This is a genomic window from Lacrimispora sp., from assembly GCF_031982545.1.
GTDB lineage: Bacteria > Bacillota > Clostridia > Lachnospirales > Lachnospiraceae > Lacrimispora.
The window spans coordinates 151282-172436 of record NZ_DALYXB010000003.1 but is presented as its reverse complement, the minus strand read 5'-3'; the positions used below and the strand labels follow the sequence as shown (position 1 = coordinate 172436).

Genomic DNA, 21155 nt, shown 5'->3' with positions numbered 1-21155 from the left:
AGGGCGTTACAATGGAAAAAATAATAAAGAAATTTGGATTTAAGGACCAATTGGGTTACGTATTTGGAGATTTGGCAGGAAGTATGATCAATTTATACATTGATCTGTACATACTGACATTCAGTACCTATGTGCTGGGGATCAATGCGAAATGGATGGCTGGATTGTTTCTATTTGCTAAAATCTGGGATGCGATCAATGATCCATTAATCGGATCGTTGCCTGACCGAATAAAAATAGGCAAATCAGGTGATAAATTTAAGCCTTATATTAAAATTGCCATGCTCCCATTGGCGGTATCAGCACTTATGTGTTTTGCTGATATTTCCAGCTGGTCAATGACAATGAAACATGTCTGGATTGCTTGTGGTTACCTGATTTATGGAATGAGTTATACAGGTACATCCATGCCTTATGGTGCAATGGCTTCTGTAATAACGAGGGATCCGGTTGAAAGAACAAAGTTGTCAAGGGCAAGAAGCCTTGGAGGAACATTAGTCGGAGTATTATTCCTGCCGTTAGTCCCAATGTTTGTCTGGAATAAGGATCAGACGGCAAATCCCCAGGCATTTTTTATTCTTGCAATTGTAGCCTGTGTATCCAGTATTGTATTTTATTTAGTTTTATTAACATTTACCACGGAGAGATATTCTGAGACAGATAATAAAAAACACACAGCTAATAATTATAAATTCTTTGATGTTTTAAAAGAAGCAGCCAGAAACAGACCATTAATTGGAGTAATGATCGCATCTTTTGGAAATTGTATTGCATCAGCTTCAATGGGATCTTTGTCCAGCTTTTTATACAGAGAATACTATCACGCACCCAGAATGATGGCATTGACATCTCCCTTAAGTATTCCGATTTTGTTTTTCGTATTTCCATTAATCCCCAGACTTGCACATAAATTCGGAAAGAGAAACGTAATTATCGCCAGTGCCCTATATAATATTATATTCTCTTCCTGCTTATTTCTTTTCCCGATCTCTAATGTGTATGGATACCTGGTATTAAGCACATTGGCAAATATAGGGCAGACAGGTTTCATGATGTTAATCTGGGCGTTTATTACAGATTGCATTGATTACCAGGAATATAAAACAAATAAAAGAGCAGATGGAACTTTGTATTCGATTTATACATTCAGTAAAAAAATTGGAACATCAATTACCCACAGTGGTTCCACTTATTTTTTGGCAGCAATCGGATATGTTTCAGGTGTTGCAACCCAGCAGGCAGGCGTAGGAGAGGGTATAAGAAGTATGGTAACAATCATGCCTGCAGTTGCAGGAGTAGTGGAAATCATTGGTATGGGATTAATCTTTAATTTATCAAAAGCAAAAACGGAAATGATCTATGCTGAATTAGCACAGAGACGAAATCAAGGGGAAGGTGATAAAGAAAAATGAAAGAAATAATCATTGAAACTGCCTGTGGAAAATTAAAGGGGATAGATTCTGAAACCGGCATTCATAAGTTTTATGGCATACGGTATGCAACTGGAAGAAGGTGGGAATACCCCGTCGAAGTGACCAGATGGAATGACGTCTCTGACGCCACCGTTTTTAAGGATGCAGGCATCCAGCGAAGAACATTTTATAAAGAGCAGGAAGATTCATTTTATTATAAAGAATTTCGAAAAGATGAAGGATATACATACAGTGAGGACTGCTTTTTTCTAAATATATGGAAGCCGGATTCTTGTAAAAAAGCGCCTGTGATTTTTTATGTACATGGAGGAATGTTTCAGGGGGGATGTGGTAATGAGAAACCTTTTGACGGCTCTGGTTATGCGCAAAAAGGAATCATTTTCGTTACATGCAATTATCGGCTGGGACCATTTGGTTTTTGTGCACTGCCGGAGTTAGAGCAACGGGATGGGCACACTGGAAATTACGGCCTTTATGATCAGCTTACTGCTTTGAAATGGATCTGTCATAACATAGAACAGTTCGGCGGTGATCCATACAATATCACAGTAATGGGGCAGTCCGCAGGTGCCATGAGCCTGCAGCAATTATGTATGTCACCACTGTCAAGAAAATATATCTCCAAGGCAATTTTAACAAGCGGAGGCGGTGTCAGTGAAACATTTGCCAATGCCACTTATATGGAGAAAACGTATACTTTCTGGAAAGAGGTTCTGACTCAAGTCGGAACATCTTTAGAAGAATGGATCAGCTGCGATGCCAAAAGCTTACTGGATTCCATGTTTGCGGTAATGCAGAAATATCCAAATGGGATACAAAACTGTATGCCGGTTATTGATGGGGGAATCGTACCCTGCAATACAGAAGAAATGAATACAAAGATGATGCAGGCAAAAATTCCATATATAATGGGAAGCACAAAGGATGATTTACTGCCGGAAGAAATGCACAGAATGGCAAAGGACTGGACAATCCTGCAGTCAGAACAGGCACTGATACCTTCGTATTGCTTTTATTTTTCCAGAAACCTTCCCGGGGATGAAAAAGGTGCATGGCATTCAAGTGAACTTTGGTACACCATTGGAGCGTTAGAAAAATGCTGGAGGCCATGGGAAGAGAAGGATTATAAGTTATCTGATGCTATGATGGAGTATTTCAGTAACTTTGCAAAGTGTGGGAATCCCAATGGTGAATCACTTCCAGTATGGAAAACAACAAGTAATACCCAGGGAGATGTTATGATATTTTCAGATACAGAGATCGGAATGGGCAAAATAGTAAGGAGTTAATAAAATAATGCAGGATATTGAAAATTATCAAAAAAGAAAACAATTTCTGGTCTGTGTAGATTCGGACGGATGCGCCATGGATACCATGGACATCAAACATAAAAAGTGCTTTGGTCCCTGTCTGATTGAGATGTGGAATTTGCAACAATGGGAAGAGGAAATCCTTGATCGCTGGTATGAGATAAACCTGTATTCAGAATTAAGAGGGATAAACCGATTCAAAGGACTTGCAATCGCGTTAAAAGAAATCAATGAAAAATACATTGTGATAGAAGCACTGGAAAGTTTCCTGGATTGGGTGGAAGAAACAAAGGAATTATCAAATGAATCTTTAATGGAACAAATATCAAAGAACAGAACCGTATGTCTGGAAAAGGCACTACTATGGTCAGATAATTTAAATAAAAAAATTAAAGATTTATTACCCCAGGAAAAGATTCCTTTTGAGAATGTAAAGGAAGTCCTGAAACGGGTACATCAGTACGCTGATATCGCAATCGTTTCTTCTGCGAATTATGAAGCTGTTCGGGAAGAATGGTCAGATCATGGATTGCTGGATCATATCGATTTGCTGTTATCACAAAATATTGGCAGTAAATCCCATTGCATCCATGAGTTATTAGGTAAGGGCTATGGTACAAACCAGGTAATAATGATCGGGGATGCACCGGGGGATGAAAAAGCTGCAGATGAGAATCGTGTTCTCTTTTATCCCATCCTTGTTAAACAGGAAGCAGAATCATGGAACGAGTTTTCAGAGCATGTATTTGATAAATTTCTACAACAGGATTTTAAAGAGGAATCTATTTATTACAAAAACAAATTTTATAACAACTTTATACAAAAAGAACGAGGATAAGATAATGGTAAATTTAAAGGAAAAACCATTCTGTTTAAATGAGGAACAGATTGCATGGGTGAAACAGACGTATTCTGAAATGACATTGGATGAGAAAATCGGTCAATTGTTTATTCTGCTGAAAGCAGCACCGGGAGTCAATGAAGAACAAATTAAATACACCCTGAGTCAGTCTCATCAGGGAGGTCTCCGTTGGCAGGGCGGGGATAAGGAAGCTGTTTATTTGCAGAATACGCTATATCAGAAGCACAGCAAGATCCCATTATTGATTGCAGCCAATTGCGATGAAGGTGGAAATGGCTGTATACCCGAAGGAACCTTTGTTGCCACAGCAGCAGAGTGCGGAGCTGGAAGCGGTACAGAGCATGCGTATCATACAGGTCTGACAGCAGGTAGAGAAGCAACTGCAGTTGGCTGTAACTGGATGTTTAATCCCATTACAGATATTTATATGAATTGGCGAAATACCATTGTAAATACAAGGAGCTATGGTGATAACGTCCAGGTGGTCACCGATAATGCCCGGGCATATATAAAGGGGATCAAAGAGGCAAATCCCAACATGGCTTGCTGCTGCAAACATTTTCCTGGAGATGGTGTGGAAGAACTGGACCAGCATCTTGCACTTGGTGTAAATTCCCTGAGTGTAGAAGAATGGAATCAAAGTTTTCGAACAGTATATCAGACCATGATTGATGAAGGTCTGGAGTCAATTATGGCCGGACACATTGCCTTACCGGAAATGAGCAGAAAGTTATGTCCTGGGATAAAAGATGAAGAAATAATGCCGGCGACACTTGCCCCTGAATTAATTACAGATCTGCTTCGGATCGAAATGAAATTTAACGGTGTGATTACGACGGATGCGTCTCACATGGTTGGTATGACCGCCATGATTAAGCGTTGTGACGCAATTCCAAAAGCAATAGCGTCCGGCTGCGACATGTTCTTATTTGCCAACAATGTGGAAGAAGACATGCAATTCCTTCGTGAAGGAATTAAAAATGGAATAGTGACAGAGGAGCGGCTTTCAGATGCGGTTCACCGTGTTATTGCATTAAAGGCAAAGTTACATCTTTACGATGAGTCAGTAAGAATACCAGATCCAGGATTGAAAGACAAGTGGATTGGCTGTGCAGAGCATCATGACTTTACAAAAAAGGCAGCAGATGAATGCGTAACACTGGTGAAAGACACAAAGCAGCTCATTCCTGTAGATGCGCGTACGAAAAAAAGGGCATATCTGGTTTATGTACAAAGCACACCCACAAGTAAGGCTTACAAAGGTGACCCGGTAAAAGAAAATGTGATCAGAGAATTAGAGAGCGCAGGCTTTGACGTTGACGTGTGTCCGAATTACCATGATCTTGAAGTGGAAAACGGAATATCTCCAATGAACTTTGTGAAAATGTTAGGGCACGAATCACGTCAGTCGTTTATTGACAATCACGATATTGTATTTCTGGTGATAAACGTAAAAGGGTATGCACAGGAAAACAATGTCCGTATTCGCTGGAGCTGCAATCATAGCTGTGAGCTTCCCTGGTACAATTTGGAAGTCCCTACCATTGGAATCAGCCTCAATTATACCAATCATTTAATTGATGTTCCCCAGCTTCATACGTTTGTCAATGCTTATGGCAGCAATCAGGAAAATATCAGAGCTGCAATTGATAAAATATGTGGAAGAAGTAAATTTAATGGAACTGCAAATGATCGTGTATTCTGTGGCAGATGGGATACAAGACTCTAGTATAATAACTATGTCCTGTATCGTTTCCTGTAATTTGTTGGAGTTTCCTCATAGTATTTTCTAAATACCTTAATAAAATAATTCGCATCAGATATGCCCACGGAACTGCTGATTTCCTGCATGGTCATATCGGTGCTGGAGAGCAGAATGGAGGCTTGCTTCATTCTGCTTTTTTGCAGATACGAATTTGGCGTAATACCGGTCTCTTTCCGGAATACAGAAATCAGATGATTGAGGGATACGTTTAGTTCATCGGCAAGTTCTTTCAGTTTAATATCTTTGTAATATTGATGGTCAAAAAAGTATAAAGCACTTTGTACCAGGAAACTATATTTCTCATCTTTGTAATGATGAATTGAATTACAGAACTCACGTATCATTTTTTCCTTTGCAGTCAGTATTTCTTCTACACTTTTTGCGTTATGGGTGATCGCAGTATTCTGAGACGAGAGTCTGTCTACAACAATTGCCGGAAGACCGGCACGCAGCGCAGCAAGCCTTACGGTTGTTCGGGTAATTGCTGCTCCAATTCGTTCATTTTCCAGTGTAGTACCTATGCGTTTTAAATAGGCCACATCCATCTGCATATTATGAAGATTAAAAATAGCCGATCTGGAGTTGCCGTTTTCAATGGCCTGAACAAAGTGCTGTTCATAGGTGTAGCGTTTTTCAAGTAGTTCTGTATAATGTTCCCTGGTTACGTTTTCCTCCGGGATTATCTCTGGAAGATTAAAAAAATTCACATGCTCAATCTGCTTTTCCGGTGCATGAGGGCAGACTGTATGAATCAGTGAGGTAACCATGCGGAAAAGTTCAGATTCTTTTATGACAGGAAGGGAGCTTAAATAAGAAAAAAAGTCCGTCTTACTGAGGTTGGTTATTTTGTATTGCTCAAAAATAGTACGTGCATCTTTGTCCGTCATAAGCAGAGTGCAAAAAGGTCCTAGTACAATTGGATTTTCTTCCATAAAAAATACAACTAAATGCACCATAAACGCATCCGTAAGATAATAAATACTGTCCGGAGTGAATCGTTTCGTATAAAGTTTCAGTATTTCACTGGTAAAAAAAGCCTGCACCTTATGCATTCGATTTTTATATATGAATTCTTCAATCTGATCCTCCTGTTCAAGTATGTTAATCTGCAAATGATAAAAATCCTGAATCAGTGAGGAGGCAACTTTATATCTTTCGTAAGTACTAGTTCTCATTTATCTTCCTTTCCAGATAATACTGTGATAAATTACTATTATGAATGATATTATTCTATCACAAAAATAATATATATGCTATCTTAAATACGCGTAGCTGATCAAGTTTAAGAAAACAGGGAGGACATTATGGATAGCAGCTCAAATGAAAAGATTAAAAGGTATATGAAGGAGGATGGAATACATTTCGTTCCGGTTTGGCGGATTTTCGGATTCAGCGGAGCGAATATGGCAGTTAACCTTTATATGGGTATCACTATGATTATGTCATATTATCTTAATGGATATGTGGGGATGGCAGTTGTACTGGCATCCAGCTTTTCAACAATTATGCGTTTGTGGGACGGGGTTACAGATCCCATCGTAGGTTTCTTAATTGACAAGTTCGGCGGACGGTTTGGAAAAACCAGACTATGTCTTGTAATCGGTGGAACAATGTTGTTCGTCAACAGTTTCCTTATGTTCAATGTGACGGACCGTTTACCGGAAACTGGCATCAGAACAATATTTTTTGTTGTATTTACTCTTTTGTATTACATTGGTTATACATTTTTAAATATCAGTAATCATGTTGGAAATGTGTGTCTGACAAACGACCCGTCTCAGAGACCAATACTCAGCATTGTGGGAACTGTGATTGTGCGTGTTATGCGTGCCGTGATGACAGTTGTTGTCGCATCACTGGCTGTAAAATATGGATCTCTTAAAAGTGCGGACTTATTCCATGAGTACTGGCTGATTGTTGCACTTCTTGCCACACTTGGCATTGTAATTGCTTATATATCAATCGCACCAAAGGACATTCGTTTTTTCAGTGACACAAGCACAAAAAAAGCACCTCAGGTTAAGATGTCGGATTATATTCAGGTACTTTTAAAGAACCGTCCCCTTCAGATGATGATTATAACAAGAGCTACCGATATGCTTGCCAATACCTGTAAAACAAGTGCGATTGTACTCGTTCTTTACGGAATTGCTGCAGGTAATTATAAGCTTTCCGGCGGCTGGACCATGTATACCACAGTAATCGGACTGGTAATGATGACTTTAGGAATTGGAACCATAGGTAGAAAACTTGGTCTGAAAAAAGCCATGCAGCTTGGCAGCTGGGGAGTCGTTATTATGGATGCACTGGCAATCGGTTTATGGCTGCTCTGTGATCCTAAAACTTTAAATCTTCCAGGTTATACCAATGGCTATGGACAGGCATTTACCGGATTATCCTTCTTTACAATTATGCTGTTCTTAGTTTCCGTTGTAGGCGGAGGATTCCAGATGATTACAAGTTCTATTATTCCTCCTATGATTGCGGACGTTACCGATTATGAGGCAAGCAGAAGTGGAAAGTACATTCCTGGAATGGTAGGAACCTTATTTAGTTTTATGGATAAGATGATTTCTTCCTTTGGCCCCCTTTTAGTAGGTGTTGGTTTTGCTGCCATTGGATTTGCGGATAAATTTCCTGATCTTAATACACCTTACAGCACCTCCCTGTTAATGATTGCAATTGTATTCTACTATGGTCTTGAATTAATCGGAGCGTTATTTAACATCGGAGCCATGAAGTTTTACGACCTGACACCGGAAAAAATGAAAAATATTGAAGAAATTATTTATAAGATGAGGGAAACAAATGAATAAATTATCATTTAATGAGAGATGGGAATTCTTAAAATTACCAGATGGTGATATATTGAATCCCATTACACCGGAGACACTGAGTGAGAATGATTATTGCAAGGTCACACTCCCTCATACATGGTATACGGACCAAGATCAGTTCAGGGGTCTGGCTGTTTACCGGAAAATGCTTCTGGTCTCGGAAGAATGGCAGAACGTGTTTCTGGAATTTGAAGGTGCTGATCAGCATTGCAAAGTCTTTGTGAACGGAATACAGATTGGGGAACACCGGGGAGCATATTCCTGTTTCCGGGTTGAGTTACCTGCAACGTTTTTAATGGAAAAGGAACTGCGTTTAGAAGTATATGTGAGTAATGCTGAAAACCAGACAATATCGCCTATTTTTGGTGACTTCACCATTTTTGGGGGCCTTTATCGCAATGTGAACTTACTGATAACGGAAAAAGAGCATTTTGACTATCTTTATTATGGAACCAATGGAATCATCGCCAGTTCCAGTCTGGATGGTGCAACTGGATTGCTGGAGATTGAATCTCACGTAATTGCACCAGATGGAGCAATGATTCATTATCAGGTTATAAATGATGATGGTAATGTAGCAACCCAGGTTACGGAACTGGCTAATGAAACAGTCAGAATTCAGATCCCGGATCCTTACCTATGGAATGGAAAAGGAGAGGGCAGACGCTATGTGCTGCGCGCAACTTTACTTGTAAATGGGAAAGAGGTAGATGAGGTTTGTGAAAAAATTGGCTTTCGCAGCATAAAAATGGATGCTGAGACTGGTTTTTATTTAAATGGCCGTAAAGAAAAAATCCGTGGTGTATCCATGCATCAGGATTTTGCAGGAGTATTTTCAGCTGTTAAGAAAGAGCATCAGGATATTAATTTTAAGTTAATTCAGGAAATCGGAGCAAATGCCCTTCGACTTTCCCATTATCAGCATCCACAGTATCATTATGATCGCTGCGATGAGGAAGGATATATTGTATGGGCAGAGATTCCCATGCTTAAATTGACTGAGGACAGAGAACTGTTTGAAAACGCAAAGTACCAGCTGACTGAATTGATTCTACAGAATATTCACCATCCATCCATCTGTTTCTGGGGAATACAAAATGAAATAGCCATGTTTAAGGATGCGCCTTACATGCATGAAATGTGCCGTGAATTATATTCCTATGCCCGTGAATTAGATGATACAAGACTGATAACGGGAGCAAATCTCTATACCGTAAAATTTGAAAGTGAATTAAACAAAATTACGGATATGATTGGATATAATATTTATTTTGGCTGGTATTATGGAGAGATGAATGATTACGATCAGTTTCTGGATCAGTTTCATGCTGCCTGCCCTGATATTCCAATTGGTGTCAGCGAGTATGGAGTTGATACAAACACAACACTTCATTCCAGTCAGCCGGCAGTGAGGGATTACTCCGAGGAATATCAGGCTTTATACAGTGAAACTGTGTATCGGATTTTTGACAGTAAGGATTATCTGTGGGGAAGTTTTGTATGGAATATGTTTGACTTTTCCAGCTCCAGAAGGAATGAGGGGGGGAAGAAGTACATTAATCAGAAAGGTCTTGTAACATATGACCGTAAAGTAAGAAAAGATGCTTTCTATTATTATAAAGCAATGTGGTCAAAAGAACCGTTTATCCATATCTGCTCCAAACGCTTTGTTAAAAGGACAGAAAATGCTGTTGATATAAAAGTATATACAAACCAGAAAGAAGCTACATTGTATGAAAATCAGGGAAATGAATTAATCTGCTCTGCCCATAACAATGGAAATGGTACAGTGATTTTCAAAGACATCCAGTTATTACCGGGAGAAAATTCTTTTGTGGTCCGGAGTTTGGGAGATGATTGTACAGCGGATGAGGTGACTTTTGTAAAAGCAGATGAAAAAGAATCCTCCTATCAATTGCCTGATTCCGGTGCTGGTAAAGCAGTAAGAAACTGGTTCTTAAAGGAAGATGATCTCATCAGAGAGGGCTATTTTTCATTGAAGGACAGTGCTTATGATATTACACAAAATCAGGAGGCCATGAAGGTATTTTACAAATTCGCCCCTGCAACTGCCGAAACAGTAGAAAAGGAGGAAGGAATTCCCTTAGGACTCTCTCTGCTTAGTATTCTTGGCCGTGATAAAGACCGTAACCCTGATTTCAAAATGGAAGATTTAAACCATGCATTAAATCAGATAAAAAAGTATTAGATAATTTACAAATATAGAAATTAAGATTATAATTATTTTAACCATTTTATCTTTGGTATGTTGCGTGTGCAACATACCATTTTTAAATATATGATAAAGTAATAAAAGTATAAAAATAACAGGTGAATAAGATGAACGACAACATATACGTCTATTTATCATCGCTGACTGGAAATACGGAGAAGCTTGCAAAGGGCGTATTAGAGAAATTGAGCAGAAAAAATGGTTCATTTTCATTGCATGATAATGAGTTTCTGACCTCTTCTGATGGCATTGGAGAACTGGTTATTCTGTTTTTCTGGTGTCGGCGCGGTAATTTAGATTATAACAGCCAGATGTTTTTAGAACACTGTAAAAATAAAAAGATTATTGCTGTGGGAACCATGGGTGGTTATCCCCACAGTGAGTACGGTAATAAGGTGAAAAAAGCCGTTTTTCAAACAATCTCAGAGAACAACATCTGTATGGGAGTATTTATGTCTCAGGGAAAAATTGACATACAGCGGACGGAATATCGAAAGAAGCTGTCTCCGGAACACCCTCATTTTTTAGATGAAAAGGGGATCAGGCGTCATGAGGAATCACGTAAGCATCCCGATGAGGCTGATATAGAGTCTGCAAGGTCATTTCTGGAGAATCGGATTACGGAATATACAGCCGCCAGTGAAGCTGTGTGCATGGATGGGGAACCGTGTATACAATGCGGAATGTGCAATTAAGGGGCGAAAATAAAAAGCTGTTTTTTTCTATATAATTATGCTATAATAGTAATAGTTATCTTTATTCTAATTATTCTATGGGAGGTTTTGGTATGAATCTTTGTGTCGGTGACAAGATTACGGTCTGTGAGGGAGATCATGAAAACAATTACAGTGTGGAAGAAATTGCAGAAGATTATGTGAAACTGACGAATGGCATTACTTACTATTACAAGGAAAAAGATATTGTTTCTGCGGATGAGGGAGAGAGAGGACTGATTACACGGCAGGTAGTGAACCGGCTCCATCAGGTAGAAGATATCAGTTATCAGAAGGCTGTTAAAATTCTGGAAATTCTCATGGATGCAGATGGTGAGACAGAGAATTAACATGGCTTGTTTTTCGTCTGGTTTTAGGCTATACTTAATCTGTTTTATATTATAATTCAGAAAAGGAAATGATAATCACATGGACATAGAGCCAAAGACCAGAACCGTTATTCCCCGTTACCAGCAGATTGCAATTGAGGTGGCAGCCCGCATTGCCAATGGGGAGTACGCAGAAGGTGAGAAGATATATGCCCGTTCTTCCCTTGCAAGCCAGTATGGCGTTTCGCCGGAAACTGCCCGCAGGTCTATTTGCATACTCAGTGATCTGGGAATTGTATCATCGGAAAAGGGCAGCGGTATTATAATCCGATCCCAGAAAAAGGCAGCGGATTATATTCAGCAGAACAGCAAACTGGAGACCATTGACACCATTAAAGAGAATTTATTAAAGAGTGTATCACGTCAGAAGAAAGAGATGGACTATTTAAATGAGTGTATGAATGACCTCATAGAAGCTTCGGTTCATTTCCGGTCTATGAATCCGTTTATGCCTTTTGAGATTCGGATCACAAAGGACTGCACTTATTTGAATAAGACAGTTACCGAAATACAATTCTGGCAGCATACCGGTGCGACTGTGATTGCAGTCAGCAGAAAGGATCTGGTGATGAAGTCCCCGGGACCCTACGTGGCGCTGACGGAAGGCGATACCATATATTTTATAGCGCAGGATGATACTGCGGATCGTGTAAAGGGATTTTTGTATCCCAATCAATAGATTTTATACCAGAAGCCTGAAGGAATATTCTTTGGGCTTTTTAAGGTTTTATAAGATACCAATGACGGAGGTGACTGCTTGGTTAAACGATCAATTACAGTATTTTTTATCCTGTTTGCATTTCTTTTACTGCTTTTTCTATCAATGCCTGAAAAGAAAGTGAAGTCGCCAAATGAATTTCATGCAGTGAAAGGGCAGATTGACTTATCAGGCTGGGATATGAATGAGACAAAAATTCTCCGGCTGGATGGAGAATGGGAATTTTATTGGAATCAGCTGCTTATCCCTCAGGATTTTCAGTCACAGGTCCCATCAGTTGACAAAGTCTATATGCAGGTTCCAGGTCTGTGGAATGGGAAGTTCATAAAGGGAGAAAAACTTCCGGCATTCGGTTGTGCTACCTACCGCCTGGTATTAGATCACGTATCGGCCAGAAAAGTGATGGCTCTGAAAAAAGGAAATGCCCGATTTTCCAGTAAAGTATATGTAAATGGGGAGGAATTAATTTCCGACGGTTTACCGGCCCAGACTTCAAAGGACTATCGTTCGGGTAATTCACCGAAGTTAGGCTTTTTTGAAAGTGACAGTGACAAAATAGAAATTTTAATCCAGGTTGCCAATTATGAGTATATGAATTCCGGTATTCCTGTTTCCATAGAACTTGGCAGTGAAGATGTGATGCTTCATCAGCATCAAAGGGATCTGATGCTGGCATTGGCCATTTTTGCAGTTTTGCTGACAATCGCCTTTTTATATCTGATTTTTTTTATTGTTGCAAGGATGAAAGGAATTAAGGAGTACATACTTCCCCTGTTTTCTCTGTTTTGCTCACTTTTTGCAATCGGAAACGGGTTGTCAGACCAGCGTCCTCTGCTTCTTATTTTACCTGAAATTTCTTTCACCATGGCTTTTAAAATGAAAGATTTGTTCCTGTCAGTAAATTTTATTACTCTACTCTGGGTTTTTCATGAATTCAAGAATGGTTTGATTCCCCTTCGTCCCACAAAGATCATTTCCTGTGTGTACGGAGGCTACTTATTGGTGATACTGACATTTCCCATCTATGAATATTATAAAATTCATCAGCTGGTGATGGTCAGCAACACCATCATTCTTCTGGTGCTGCTGATCAGGGCCATTCTTTTATTTGTAGAGAAGGCGGAAGGGCTGCTTTTATTTGTTTCTGTATTGGCAGTTAATTTTTATTCTTTCGACTGTATTTTGTTTTCTCTGGGATTTAAAACTGACTCTGGATTTTCCCAGGTGTTTATGTTGATCTTTGCAATCGTAATGATTTTTCTGCTATCTTTACATTACTTAAATGCGATCCGTCAGCTTCAGACCTCAGTTATGAGAACACAGGAAGCGGAAATTGCATTTTTACGCGCTCAGATTAATCCCCATTTTCTCTATAATGCCCTTAATTCCATTGCGGCTCTGTGTGCAACGAAACCGCAAAAGGCGGAAGAAGTAGTGATCGAACTGTCACAATACCTGCGCCGCAGCTTTGATTTCAAACGGATCGACGCAATGACGACTCTTGCAAAGGAGATGGAGCTGCTGGAGGCCTATCTCTACATCGAAAAGACCCGCTTTGGAGAACGCCTTCAGGTAGAGTATGATATAGACGAAACCATAATTCTTCCCATACCCCATCTGATTTTGCAGCCACTTGTTGAAAATGCAGTACGCCATGGATTAATGAAAGCAATTATAGGGGGGAAAGTTATCATAACTGTAAAACGACAGGGGACGGAGGCTGTTTTTACAATTGAGGATAATGGAATTGGAATAGAAAAAGAGAGAATCAGCGGGTTGCTGGAGGAAAAACCAGAATCAGGCGGGATTGGAATCTGGAATATTAATCAGAGGCTTATGATGCTCTATAAAAAGGGATTAACCATAGAAAGTGAAGTTGGAAAAGGAACAAGGGTGATATTTGGTCTGCCTTTCACAGATATAAAACAGGCAGGAAGATGGAACTGTAAGAAAGGAGACAGACCAGTATGAGAGCAATTATTGTGGACGACGAGGAGCTGGCCCGCAGCCGGCTTACCATCTTATTGGAGGAGATCGGGGAGATCACACTGTGCGGTTCCTTTGCTACAGCATTGGATGCGCTAAAATACATAGAAGAAAATCCGGTGGATGTGATATTTCTTGATATCACCATGCCTGAAATGGATGGCATGGAGTTTGCTAATATTCTGATGGAAAAAAAAAGCAGCGCAAGTGTGGTGTTTGTTACCGGATACGGGGAATATGCAGTGGAAGCTTTTGAGCTGGAAGCAGTAGATTATCTTCTGAAACCAATCAAAAGGGATCGTCTGATCAAGACAATAGACCGGCTTGCCAGAAAGAATTACAGGGAAGTACAGCAGCTATATATTAAATGCTTCGGGGGTTTTTGCGTATTGGTTCAGGAAGAGGGCGGACAGGCGATCAGCTGGCGTTCTCCAAAGGTTGAGGAGCTGTTTGCTTATTTGGTCTGTAAGGTCAGCGTCAGCCGTGATGAAATCGCGGACACATTGTGGGATGTCTTCCCTTTAGATAAGGCAATGAAAAACTTAAACTCCACCGTTTATTATGTACGAAAGGCATTGCAGCAGTTTGGCATGGAAGAATGCCTGATCACTACCAGAAAACAGATTTCTCTGGATACCAGGCGGATTTACTGTGATTTATATGAATTCCAGCAGATGCAGAACCTCGCTTGGAAGACGGAGAAGGAAATGGAACGGCTGAAAGAGCTTTACCGTGGAGAACTGTTTCAGGGAAAGACCTATGAATGGTCCTTCCCAAAAGCCCATACTCTGGAAAAAAACATGATATCCAATCTTTTAAAAGCGGGAGAGCTGAGAGAAGATCAGAAGCGGACAGAAGAAGCAGAACGGCTGTATCTGCATGCACTGGAACTGGATCCATATCACGAAGGTGCTTCTGACAGACTTTTGAATTTTTATAACAGGACCGGGAGGAAGAAGAAAGAAAAACAGCTGCGCAAAGAGATAGGACTGCTGCTCTCCGATGATGTGCCCCACCCGCTATTATTTCTGAAAAAGCATTTTTAAATAAATACACTATTATACATCCGGCTTTCTGCATTCCCATGCAGAATCCGGATATTTTCGTTTATTCTCCGTTTATTGAAATGTTGTATAATATCGCAAGTAATACAACAGGGGGAAAACTGTTGAAAGGCTCGGGCAGGAAATACAACATCAATACATTAGGAGGAAAGCTTATGAAAAAACACGAACCTTTAAAACGCTCTTTGGCTATGGTATTGTCAATGGTTGTGGCGTTGGGGGCAATGCCGTTTCCAGCATCAGCGAATATTCTGCCGTCGGATCTCGGAATGGAAATAACCGCATTTGAACCGCTGGAAGACGAGAAACAATCTCAGTCAGTACCGATTGGTACAACGCTTAGCGAGCTGAATCTGCCAAACCGATTGTCAGCAGTCATTGCAACGGAGACAATTGTTGACAGTCCGGCTGTAGATCCAACCAATGGAATGCCAGAGGATGGTAATACCATAGAGCCAGAGACCCAGCAGGAGCCAGAGACCCAGCAGGAGCCAGAGACGCAGCAGGAGCCAGAGACGCAGCAGGAGCCAGAGACGCAGCAGGAGCCAGAGACCCAGCAGGAGCCAGAGACCCAGCAGGAGACTGAGACGCAGCAGGAACCGGAGACGCAGCAGGAGCCGGAGACCCAGCAGGAGCCGGAAACCCAGCAGGAACTGGAAACCCAGCAGGAACTGGAGACATCTCAGGAGACGGAGACCCAGCAGGAGCCGGAAGATCTGGAAGAAACCAGCAACAATACATTTCGGGTTGCCAGTGTCGGTTTATTCAATGTCAGTAATATGAATACAACAGACTTCCGGGAAAGCCAGGTGGAAGAAAGTATAATATCCATTCCGGTAACATGGAGTTCTGATCCGGAGTATGACGGAGAAGAGGCAGGAGAATACGTCTTTGAACCAACGCTTTCAAAAGAGTATACGCTGGCATACGGTGTGGAATTGCCGGTCATAACTGTAACTGTCGGTGATGTGGGCATGATGCTTCGCGGAGCAAGAACCAATCCTCTTAAGCGTACCCAAAAACTGGATCTTACTGTGGATTTGGTTTCATACCAAATTACTAAGGAAGATTCACTTATTGCCGACCCCACCAGTTCAGATATTATTGGTACGGGAGAGGGCTGGGATTGGTACTTGAACGGGGATCCGGATAAGGGTTATCCGGAAAAGACACTTTTACTGGACAATGTAAGCTTTGATGTAAATGAGGATCCTGTGAGTATCAATCTGCCGGAAGGCTCCACCATTATGCTTTCCGATAACAGCAGCAGTTTTATAAATAATACCTATACTGCTCCTGAAGAAACAAACACTTGTATCTATGCGCCTTCTCTCAAAATCGGCGGAAAGGGCGATTTATATGTTACTGCCGGTACTGAGGACAGTAATGGAAGCGTGGGAATCAATGCATCCTCAGATTTTACTCTGGAAGATGCAAAAGTATTAATCAGGTTTAACAACAGTAAAATGAACGTTAATTTCCCTCTGTTAACAGAGAGTGGAAATTCGGGAATTATTGTTTACCAGAGGGATACAATGGGTGAATACACCATAGAAGCCACATGGGATGAGAGATGGAATACGTTTATCTATAATGGCGACACTGCAATTACCGAGGTTCTAATTGTGCAAGGTACGCCTTCACAGCCAAAAGCAGCAGCTACCATTTCTGATAAGATAGTATCTGGCAGAGGGGGAAAGCCGCTTTCGGGAAATCAAACGGTCACTATCTCAGTTTTAAACGAATCCTTTACTCACTTAGAAGAGGGCAAGGATGTATCTGACTGGTTCAGTGATCTGCCAATTGGACTTAACGCAAAAGTGGAGAGCGCATCTGACAATAGTGTTACCGTTACATTTTCCGGTACTCCCATTGTGCTGTCAAATGAAGCAATGGCTATTGTAATCCCTGCTGATTATCTGACTCTTGGAGAGGCATTATCCGTAAAAACCAATAGTAACGCAAAGTTTAGCATTACTGGTTTACACGCTCGTTTCGGTGTGTTGGATTTGACTAAAGATGTAGTATACTATATAAATGAACTGGGAGAAGAAGCCAGTGCATCTCCACTCGACAATGATATCATTCATACGGGAGAGGGGTGGACCTGGTATCTGAAAGAAAATACCGCGGCAGGTTATCCAAAAAACACACTTGTATTAGATGATGTTACAATTGAGACAGTTGATATGTCGGGAAGCGGCCTTATAATACCAGATGATACAACCATAGTACTGGCAGATGGAAGCGACAATCTCATATCGTCTTCCGGGATTACTGTATATGGAAAAGGAAAATTAACTGTAAAAGGATCTGGTGAACTTTCTGCGATTGTCCCCCCGACCTCGAGAGGTGTTGGCTTATATTGTACAGCTCTGACAATTGAAGATGGAACAATAACGGCTTCGGCTCTGTCAAATGACGCAAGTTACGGTATCAGAGTTAATACTTTGAATATGACAGGGGGAACACTTTACGCGAAGTCAGGTTCTGCCGGCGGCAGTTCAGCTGCATATTTTAACACAAAATGTCCCGATGAGGAGCTCACCATATTACAAAAAAAAGGCGATGAATATACAGAAGCAGTGAGTAAACATATTAATGGTCGTCAATATGTGTATGAAAAAGGCACAGCAAACGATCTGAGATTTACCGTATCTCCGCCGGTTAAATCCGCTTCGGTGAGCAGTCAGATCGTCTCTGGTATGACTGGAACTGCACTCTCAGGAAATAATTCCATCACCATCACTCTGGAAAATGAAGTATTTCCCAATTTACATGAGGATGAGAATGTATCTGGCTGGTTCCAGAATCTTCCAGAAGGAATTATTGCAAAGATAGAAAATATTTATTCCGACGGACAAGTAAGCATCGCTTTTTCCGGTAATCCAACCCGGAAATCATATGAAACCATGAGTATTATTATTCCGGCCAATAAGCTGGCAAGTGCACAGGCATTAACTGTTGCAAGGAATGACGACGCCAGGTTCAAAATTGAACAGGCAGGGCTTCGAAGTAACATGCTGGACTTAACAGCAGACCTCGTCTGGTACCGCAACTTAAATGGAGAACTGGTAAGTAAGAATCCCAGAGAAAGCGACATCGATGATACTTCAGAAGGCTGGAAATGGTTTCGTTCCCAAGGTGGACTTTTATTAGATGGTATTAATTTAATCAGTTCCGATGAGATCGGGATTAAACTTCCTGCGGGGACAAGAGTTTTACTGGCTGATGGCAGCGACAATTATATAAGTGTTTCAGATAAAAATAGTGATTCTAACTTCACAGGTATCTATGGCAGCGGAGATATGGAAATGGCTGGAAGTACAGGAAGACTTCAGATTACAGCAGGAGATACCATCGGAACGTATAGTGCAGGTATCTATGCACTTGGTATTCTTTATTTCAGCGGTGGTGAAATCACTTCCATTGCGGGAGATGCTTATATGATAAGCGTTGGTATTGCATCAGAAAGTGGTATTGAAATTACAGACGGAACTATCTGCGCCAAAAGCAGTTCCGTCAGCGGTCTTGATGGAATTGCCACTGCAATTTATGCAAGATATGGAATTACGGACGATGGAATGAATATTCTTCAGAAGGTGGAAGGAGAATTCACGGAACCGGCAATTGTAAGAAATAACGGCAATACAAGTGTTAATTATGTTTTTGCAGATGATATCATTGCAACAGATCTTAAAATCAGCAGAAAAACAGCGATTAAAAATGTGGGGGGAAAAGCATCTGTTTCTTTCAGCGGAACAACCATAGATCTCTCACAAATTGCCTCATTATTTACCGTAGATAAGAATGCAGGAAACCGGATTTATGCCATTGAGGAAGAAAGTACTGGAGCTGGTACCATTTCAGGAAATATACTTACGGTTAGCAAAGCAGGAACCATTCGCATCAGTCTTACAACAGAAAAAACACAGACTCATGCAGCTGGTCAGAAAGTATTTGGTGTCCTTACGGTTAACAAAGGCACGAAGGCAAACGCTCCAGCAAAGCCTGATGTGACAAATACCACCGAAAATGGCGGAAATGACGGTAAGATCACAGGACTGATCCCCAATACCAGATATGAGTATAAGAAAGACAACGGATCATACAAAGAGGTAACCTCCAATGAAAGCGGAGAAATCTCCGGTCTGTCCGCTGGTTCCTATGTGGTACGTTTTGCAGAAACTGAACTGTTTCTCGCCAGTGCTGATTCTCTGACTGTAACAATCGGACAGCCAGGCACGAGTAACGGCGGAAACACAGGCGGAAATACAGGTGGAAACACAGGGGGGAATTCCGGCAGCGGGTCCGGTGATTCATCCACAGGCGGTTCTTCCTCTATCCCTACTCAGGCAGTTACAGGAGCGGCCCAGAGTACGGCAACAGTTGACAACAATGGAAATGCAGCCGTAAGCGTTACTGACAAAAATATTACGGATGCAATCGCTAACGCCAGGGCAAACGCAGCTAAAAAAGGTGTGAATGCAGGAGACATTAAAGTAGCCCTCCAGGTATCTACAGGCGGTATGGACGCCTCTGCTGTGACAGTAAACTTACCGAAGAACATACAGCAGCAGGTAATAAGTAATAAGATTTCCAGCGTAGAAATGATGATTGACCGGCCGGATATCACAATCGGAATTAATCTGGCGGCAGTCACGGAAATCAATCGCCAGGCCAATGCAGATGTACAGCTTACGGCAAAAAAGGTGGAGCCCTCCACACTTAGCGGAGCGGCAAGAAGCCAGATTGGCACACGTCCTGTCTATGATTTAAAGGCAAGCTATGAAAGCGGAACAAAACATGTTTCTAACTTTGGTACTGGTTCTGTTTTCGTAAGTATTCCCTATACTCCATCATCGGAGGAAGCAATTGGAGGACTGTATGCAGTTTATGTGGATGAGCAGGGAAATCCAGCCCGTGTGAAAGGTTCTGCTTATGACAGAAACAGCAGAAGCGTAATTTTTACCACAAACCATTTTTCTGTATATGGATTGGGTTATGAAACCCCGGCAGCAAAATTAGGAGATACCAGCAGCCATTGGGCCAAGGATTCCATTGATTATGTAGTCGGCAGAGGCCTGATCAACGGTATATCCCAAACCGAATTTTCTCCGGAAAATGCCATTACTCTGAAAGTACTGGCAAAAGCTCTTGGAAAACTGGCGGACATTGATCCAAATGCTTATTCAAAAGATGGAATGGCAGACAGCGAATACAGCCCATATATTCAGTGGGCGAAAGAAAAAGGGGTTTTAGTAAACTGGGAAAACAGCCAGGTTGCGTCAGATCAGACATTATCCCGTGAAGAGGCAGCTGACATCCTGGCAAATTATGCGAAAGCAACAGAATATAAGCTTCCCCAGGTCCGCAATACCGTAGTCTTTACTGATGCAGCAAAGATTCAGGGTGGATATCAGGAAGCAGTGGCAGCCATGCAGAAGGCAGGTGTTATCCTGTCAAAAGAAGGAAACAGCTTCAATCCAAAAGCCAATGCAAGCCGCGCTGAGATTTCCGCTATGCTTCACCGCTACATCAAACTGACCATTGATCCATCCACTGCCGAAAAATGGGCGAAAAATGACAGTGGTCAGTACCTGTTCTACAGAGAAGGAAAAGCCGTCACCGACTGGCAGACCATTAATGATGTAACGTATTTCTTCGACGGCAATAGCATCCTGGTATCCGGCCGCTGGATTGAAATCCAGGGAAAATGGTACTACTTTAATGCCGACGGTTCCCTGGCCAGAAGTACGAAAGTAGATGACTATGAAGTGGATGAAAAGGGTGTAAGAAAATAAATAAAACCATATGAAAATAAGGCCGCAGGAAGCGTATCAAA

13 protein-coding genes are annotated in these 21155 nt (G+C 41.2%); 12 read left to right on the top strand and 1 reads right to left on the bottom strand.

The features are described 5' to 3' along the window. Positions 1-11: 11 nt before the first annotated feature. The 4 genes from ABS301_RS06720 to ABS301_RS06705 are packed head-to-tail and all read left to right on the top strand — an operon-like array spanning position 12 to position 5334. A complete protein-coding gene (locus ABS301_RS06720) occupies positions 12-1412 on the top strand; it encodes an MFS transporter (protein ID WP_349671485.1) in 1401 nt (466 codons plus the stop codon). Then, positions 1409-2722, top strand: coding sequence for a carboxylesterase family protein (locus ABS301_RS06715; RefSeq protein WP_349671484.1), 1314 nt, complete (start codon positions 1409-1411; stop codon positions 2720-2722). The genes ABS301_RS06720 and ABS301_RS06715 overlap by 4 nt, the downstream gene beginning before the upstream one ends. A gap of 7 nt (positions 2723-2729) precedes the next feature. Next, on the top strand, positions 2730-3581 hold the full coding sequence (locus ABS301_RS06710) for an HAD family hydrolase (protein ID WP_349671483.1): 852 nt from the start codon (positions 2730-2732) through the stop codon (positions 3579-3581). 4 nt (positions 3582-3585) lie between these two features. After that, positions 3586-5334 (top strand): glycoside hydrolase family 3 protein, encoded by a 1749-nt coding sequence (locus ABS301_RS06705; RefSeq protein WP_349671482.1) that lies wholly within the window; start codon positions 3586-3588, stop codon positions 5332-5334. Positions 5335-5342: 8 nt separating this feature from the next. On the opposite strand, the gene ABS301_RS06700 is transcribed toward ABS301_RS06705, so the two are convergent. Then, complete coding sequence (locus tag ABS301_RS06700; protein ID WP_349671481.1) at positions 5343-6545, bottom strand: helix-turn-helix transcriptional regulator; 1203 nt, start codon at positions 6543-6545, stop codon at positions 5343-5345. A 129-nt stretch (positions 6546-6674) separates the two neighbouring features. On the opposite strand from ABS301_RS06700, the gene ABS301_RS06695 reads away from it, so the two are divergent. From ABS301_RS06695 to ABS301_RS06660, 8 genes are all read left to right on the top strand, one after another. Next, positions 6675-8186, top strand: a complete 1512-nt coding sequence (locus ABS301_RS06695; RefSeq protein ID WP_349671480.1) for an MFS transporter — start codon at positions 6675-6677, stop codon at positions 8184-8186. Then, positions 8179-10416, top strand: coding sequence for a glycoside hydrolase family 2 protein (locus ABS301_RS06690; RefSeq protein WP_349671479.1), 2238 nt, complete (start codon positions 8179-8181; stop codon positions 10414-10416). Before ABS301_RS06695 ends, ABS301_RS06690 begins: the two co-directional genes overlap by 8 nt. Positions 10417-10547: 131 nt before the next feature. Further along, complete coding sequence (locus ABS301_RS06685; protein WP_349671478.1) at positions 10548-11135, top strand: flavodoxin family protein; 588 nt, start codon at positions 10548-10550, stop codon at positions 11133-11135. A gap of 92 nt (positions 11136-11227) precedes the next feature. Further along, entirely contained in the window at positions 11228-11503 is a 276-nt protein-coding gene (locus ABS301_RS06680) for a hypothetical protein (protein WP_349671477.1), read from the top strand. Positions 11504-11582: 79 nt separating this feature from the next. Next, a complete protein-coding gene (locus tag ABS301_RS06675; RefSeq protein ID WP_349671476.1) occupies positions 11583-12221 on the top strand; it encodes a GntR family transcriptional regulator in 639 nt (212 codons plus the stop codon). A gap of 78 nt (positions 12222-12299) precedes the next feature. Beyond that, entirely contained in the window at positions 12300-14231 is a 1932-nt protein-coding gene (locus tag ABS301_RS06670; RefSeq protein WP_349671475.1) for a sensor histidine kinase, read from the top strand. Continuing rightward, entirely contained in the window at positions 14228-15292 is a 1065-nt protein-coding gene (locus tag ABS301_RS06665; protein WP_349671474.1) for a response regulator, read from the top strand. Before ABS301_RS06670 ends, ABS301_RS06665 begins: the two co-directional genes overlap by 4 nt. A 173-nt stretch (positions 15293-15465) precedes the next feature. Further along, entirely contained in the window at positions 15466-21114 is a 5649-nt protein-coding gene (locus ABS301_RS06660; RefSeq protein ID WP_349671473.1) for an S-layer homology domain-containing protein, read from the top strand. Positions 21115-21155: the final 41 nt, after the last annotated feature.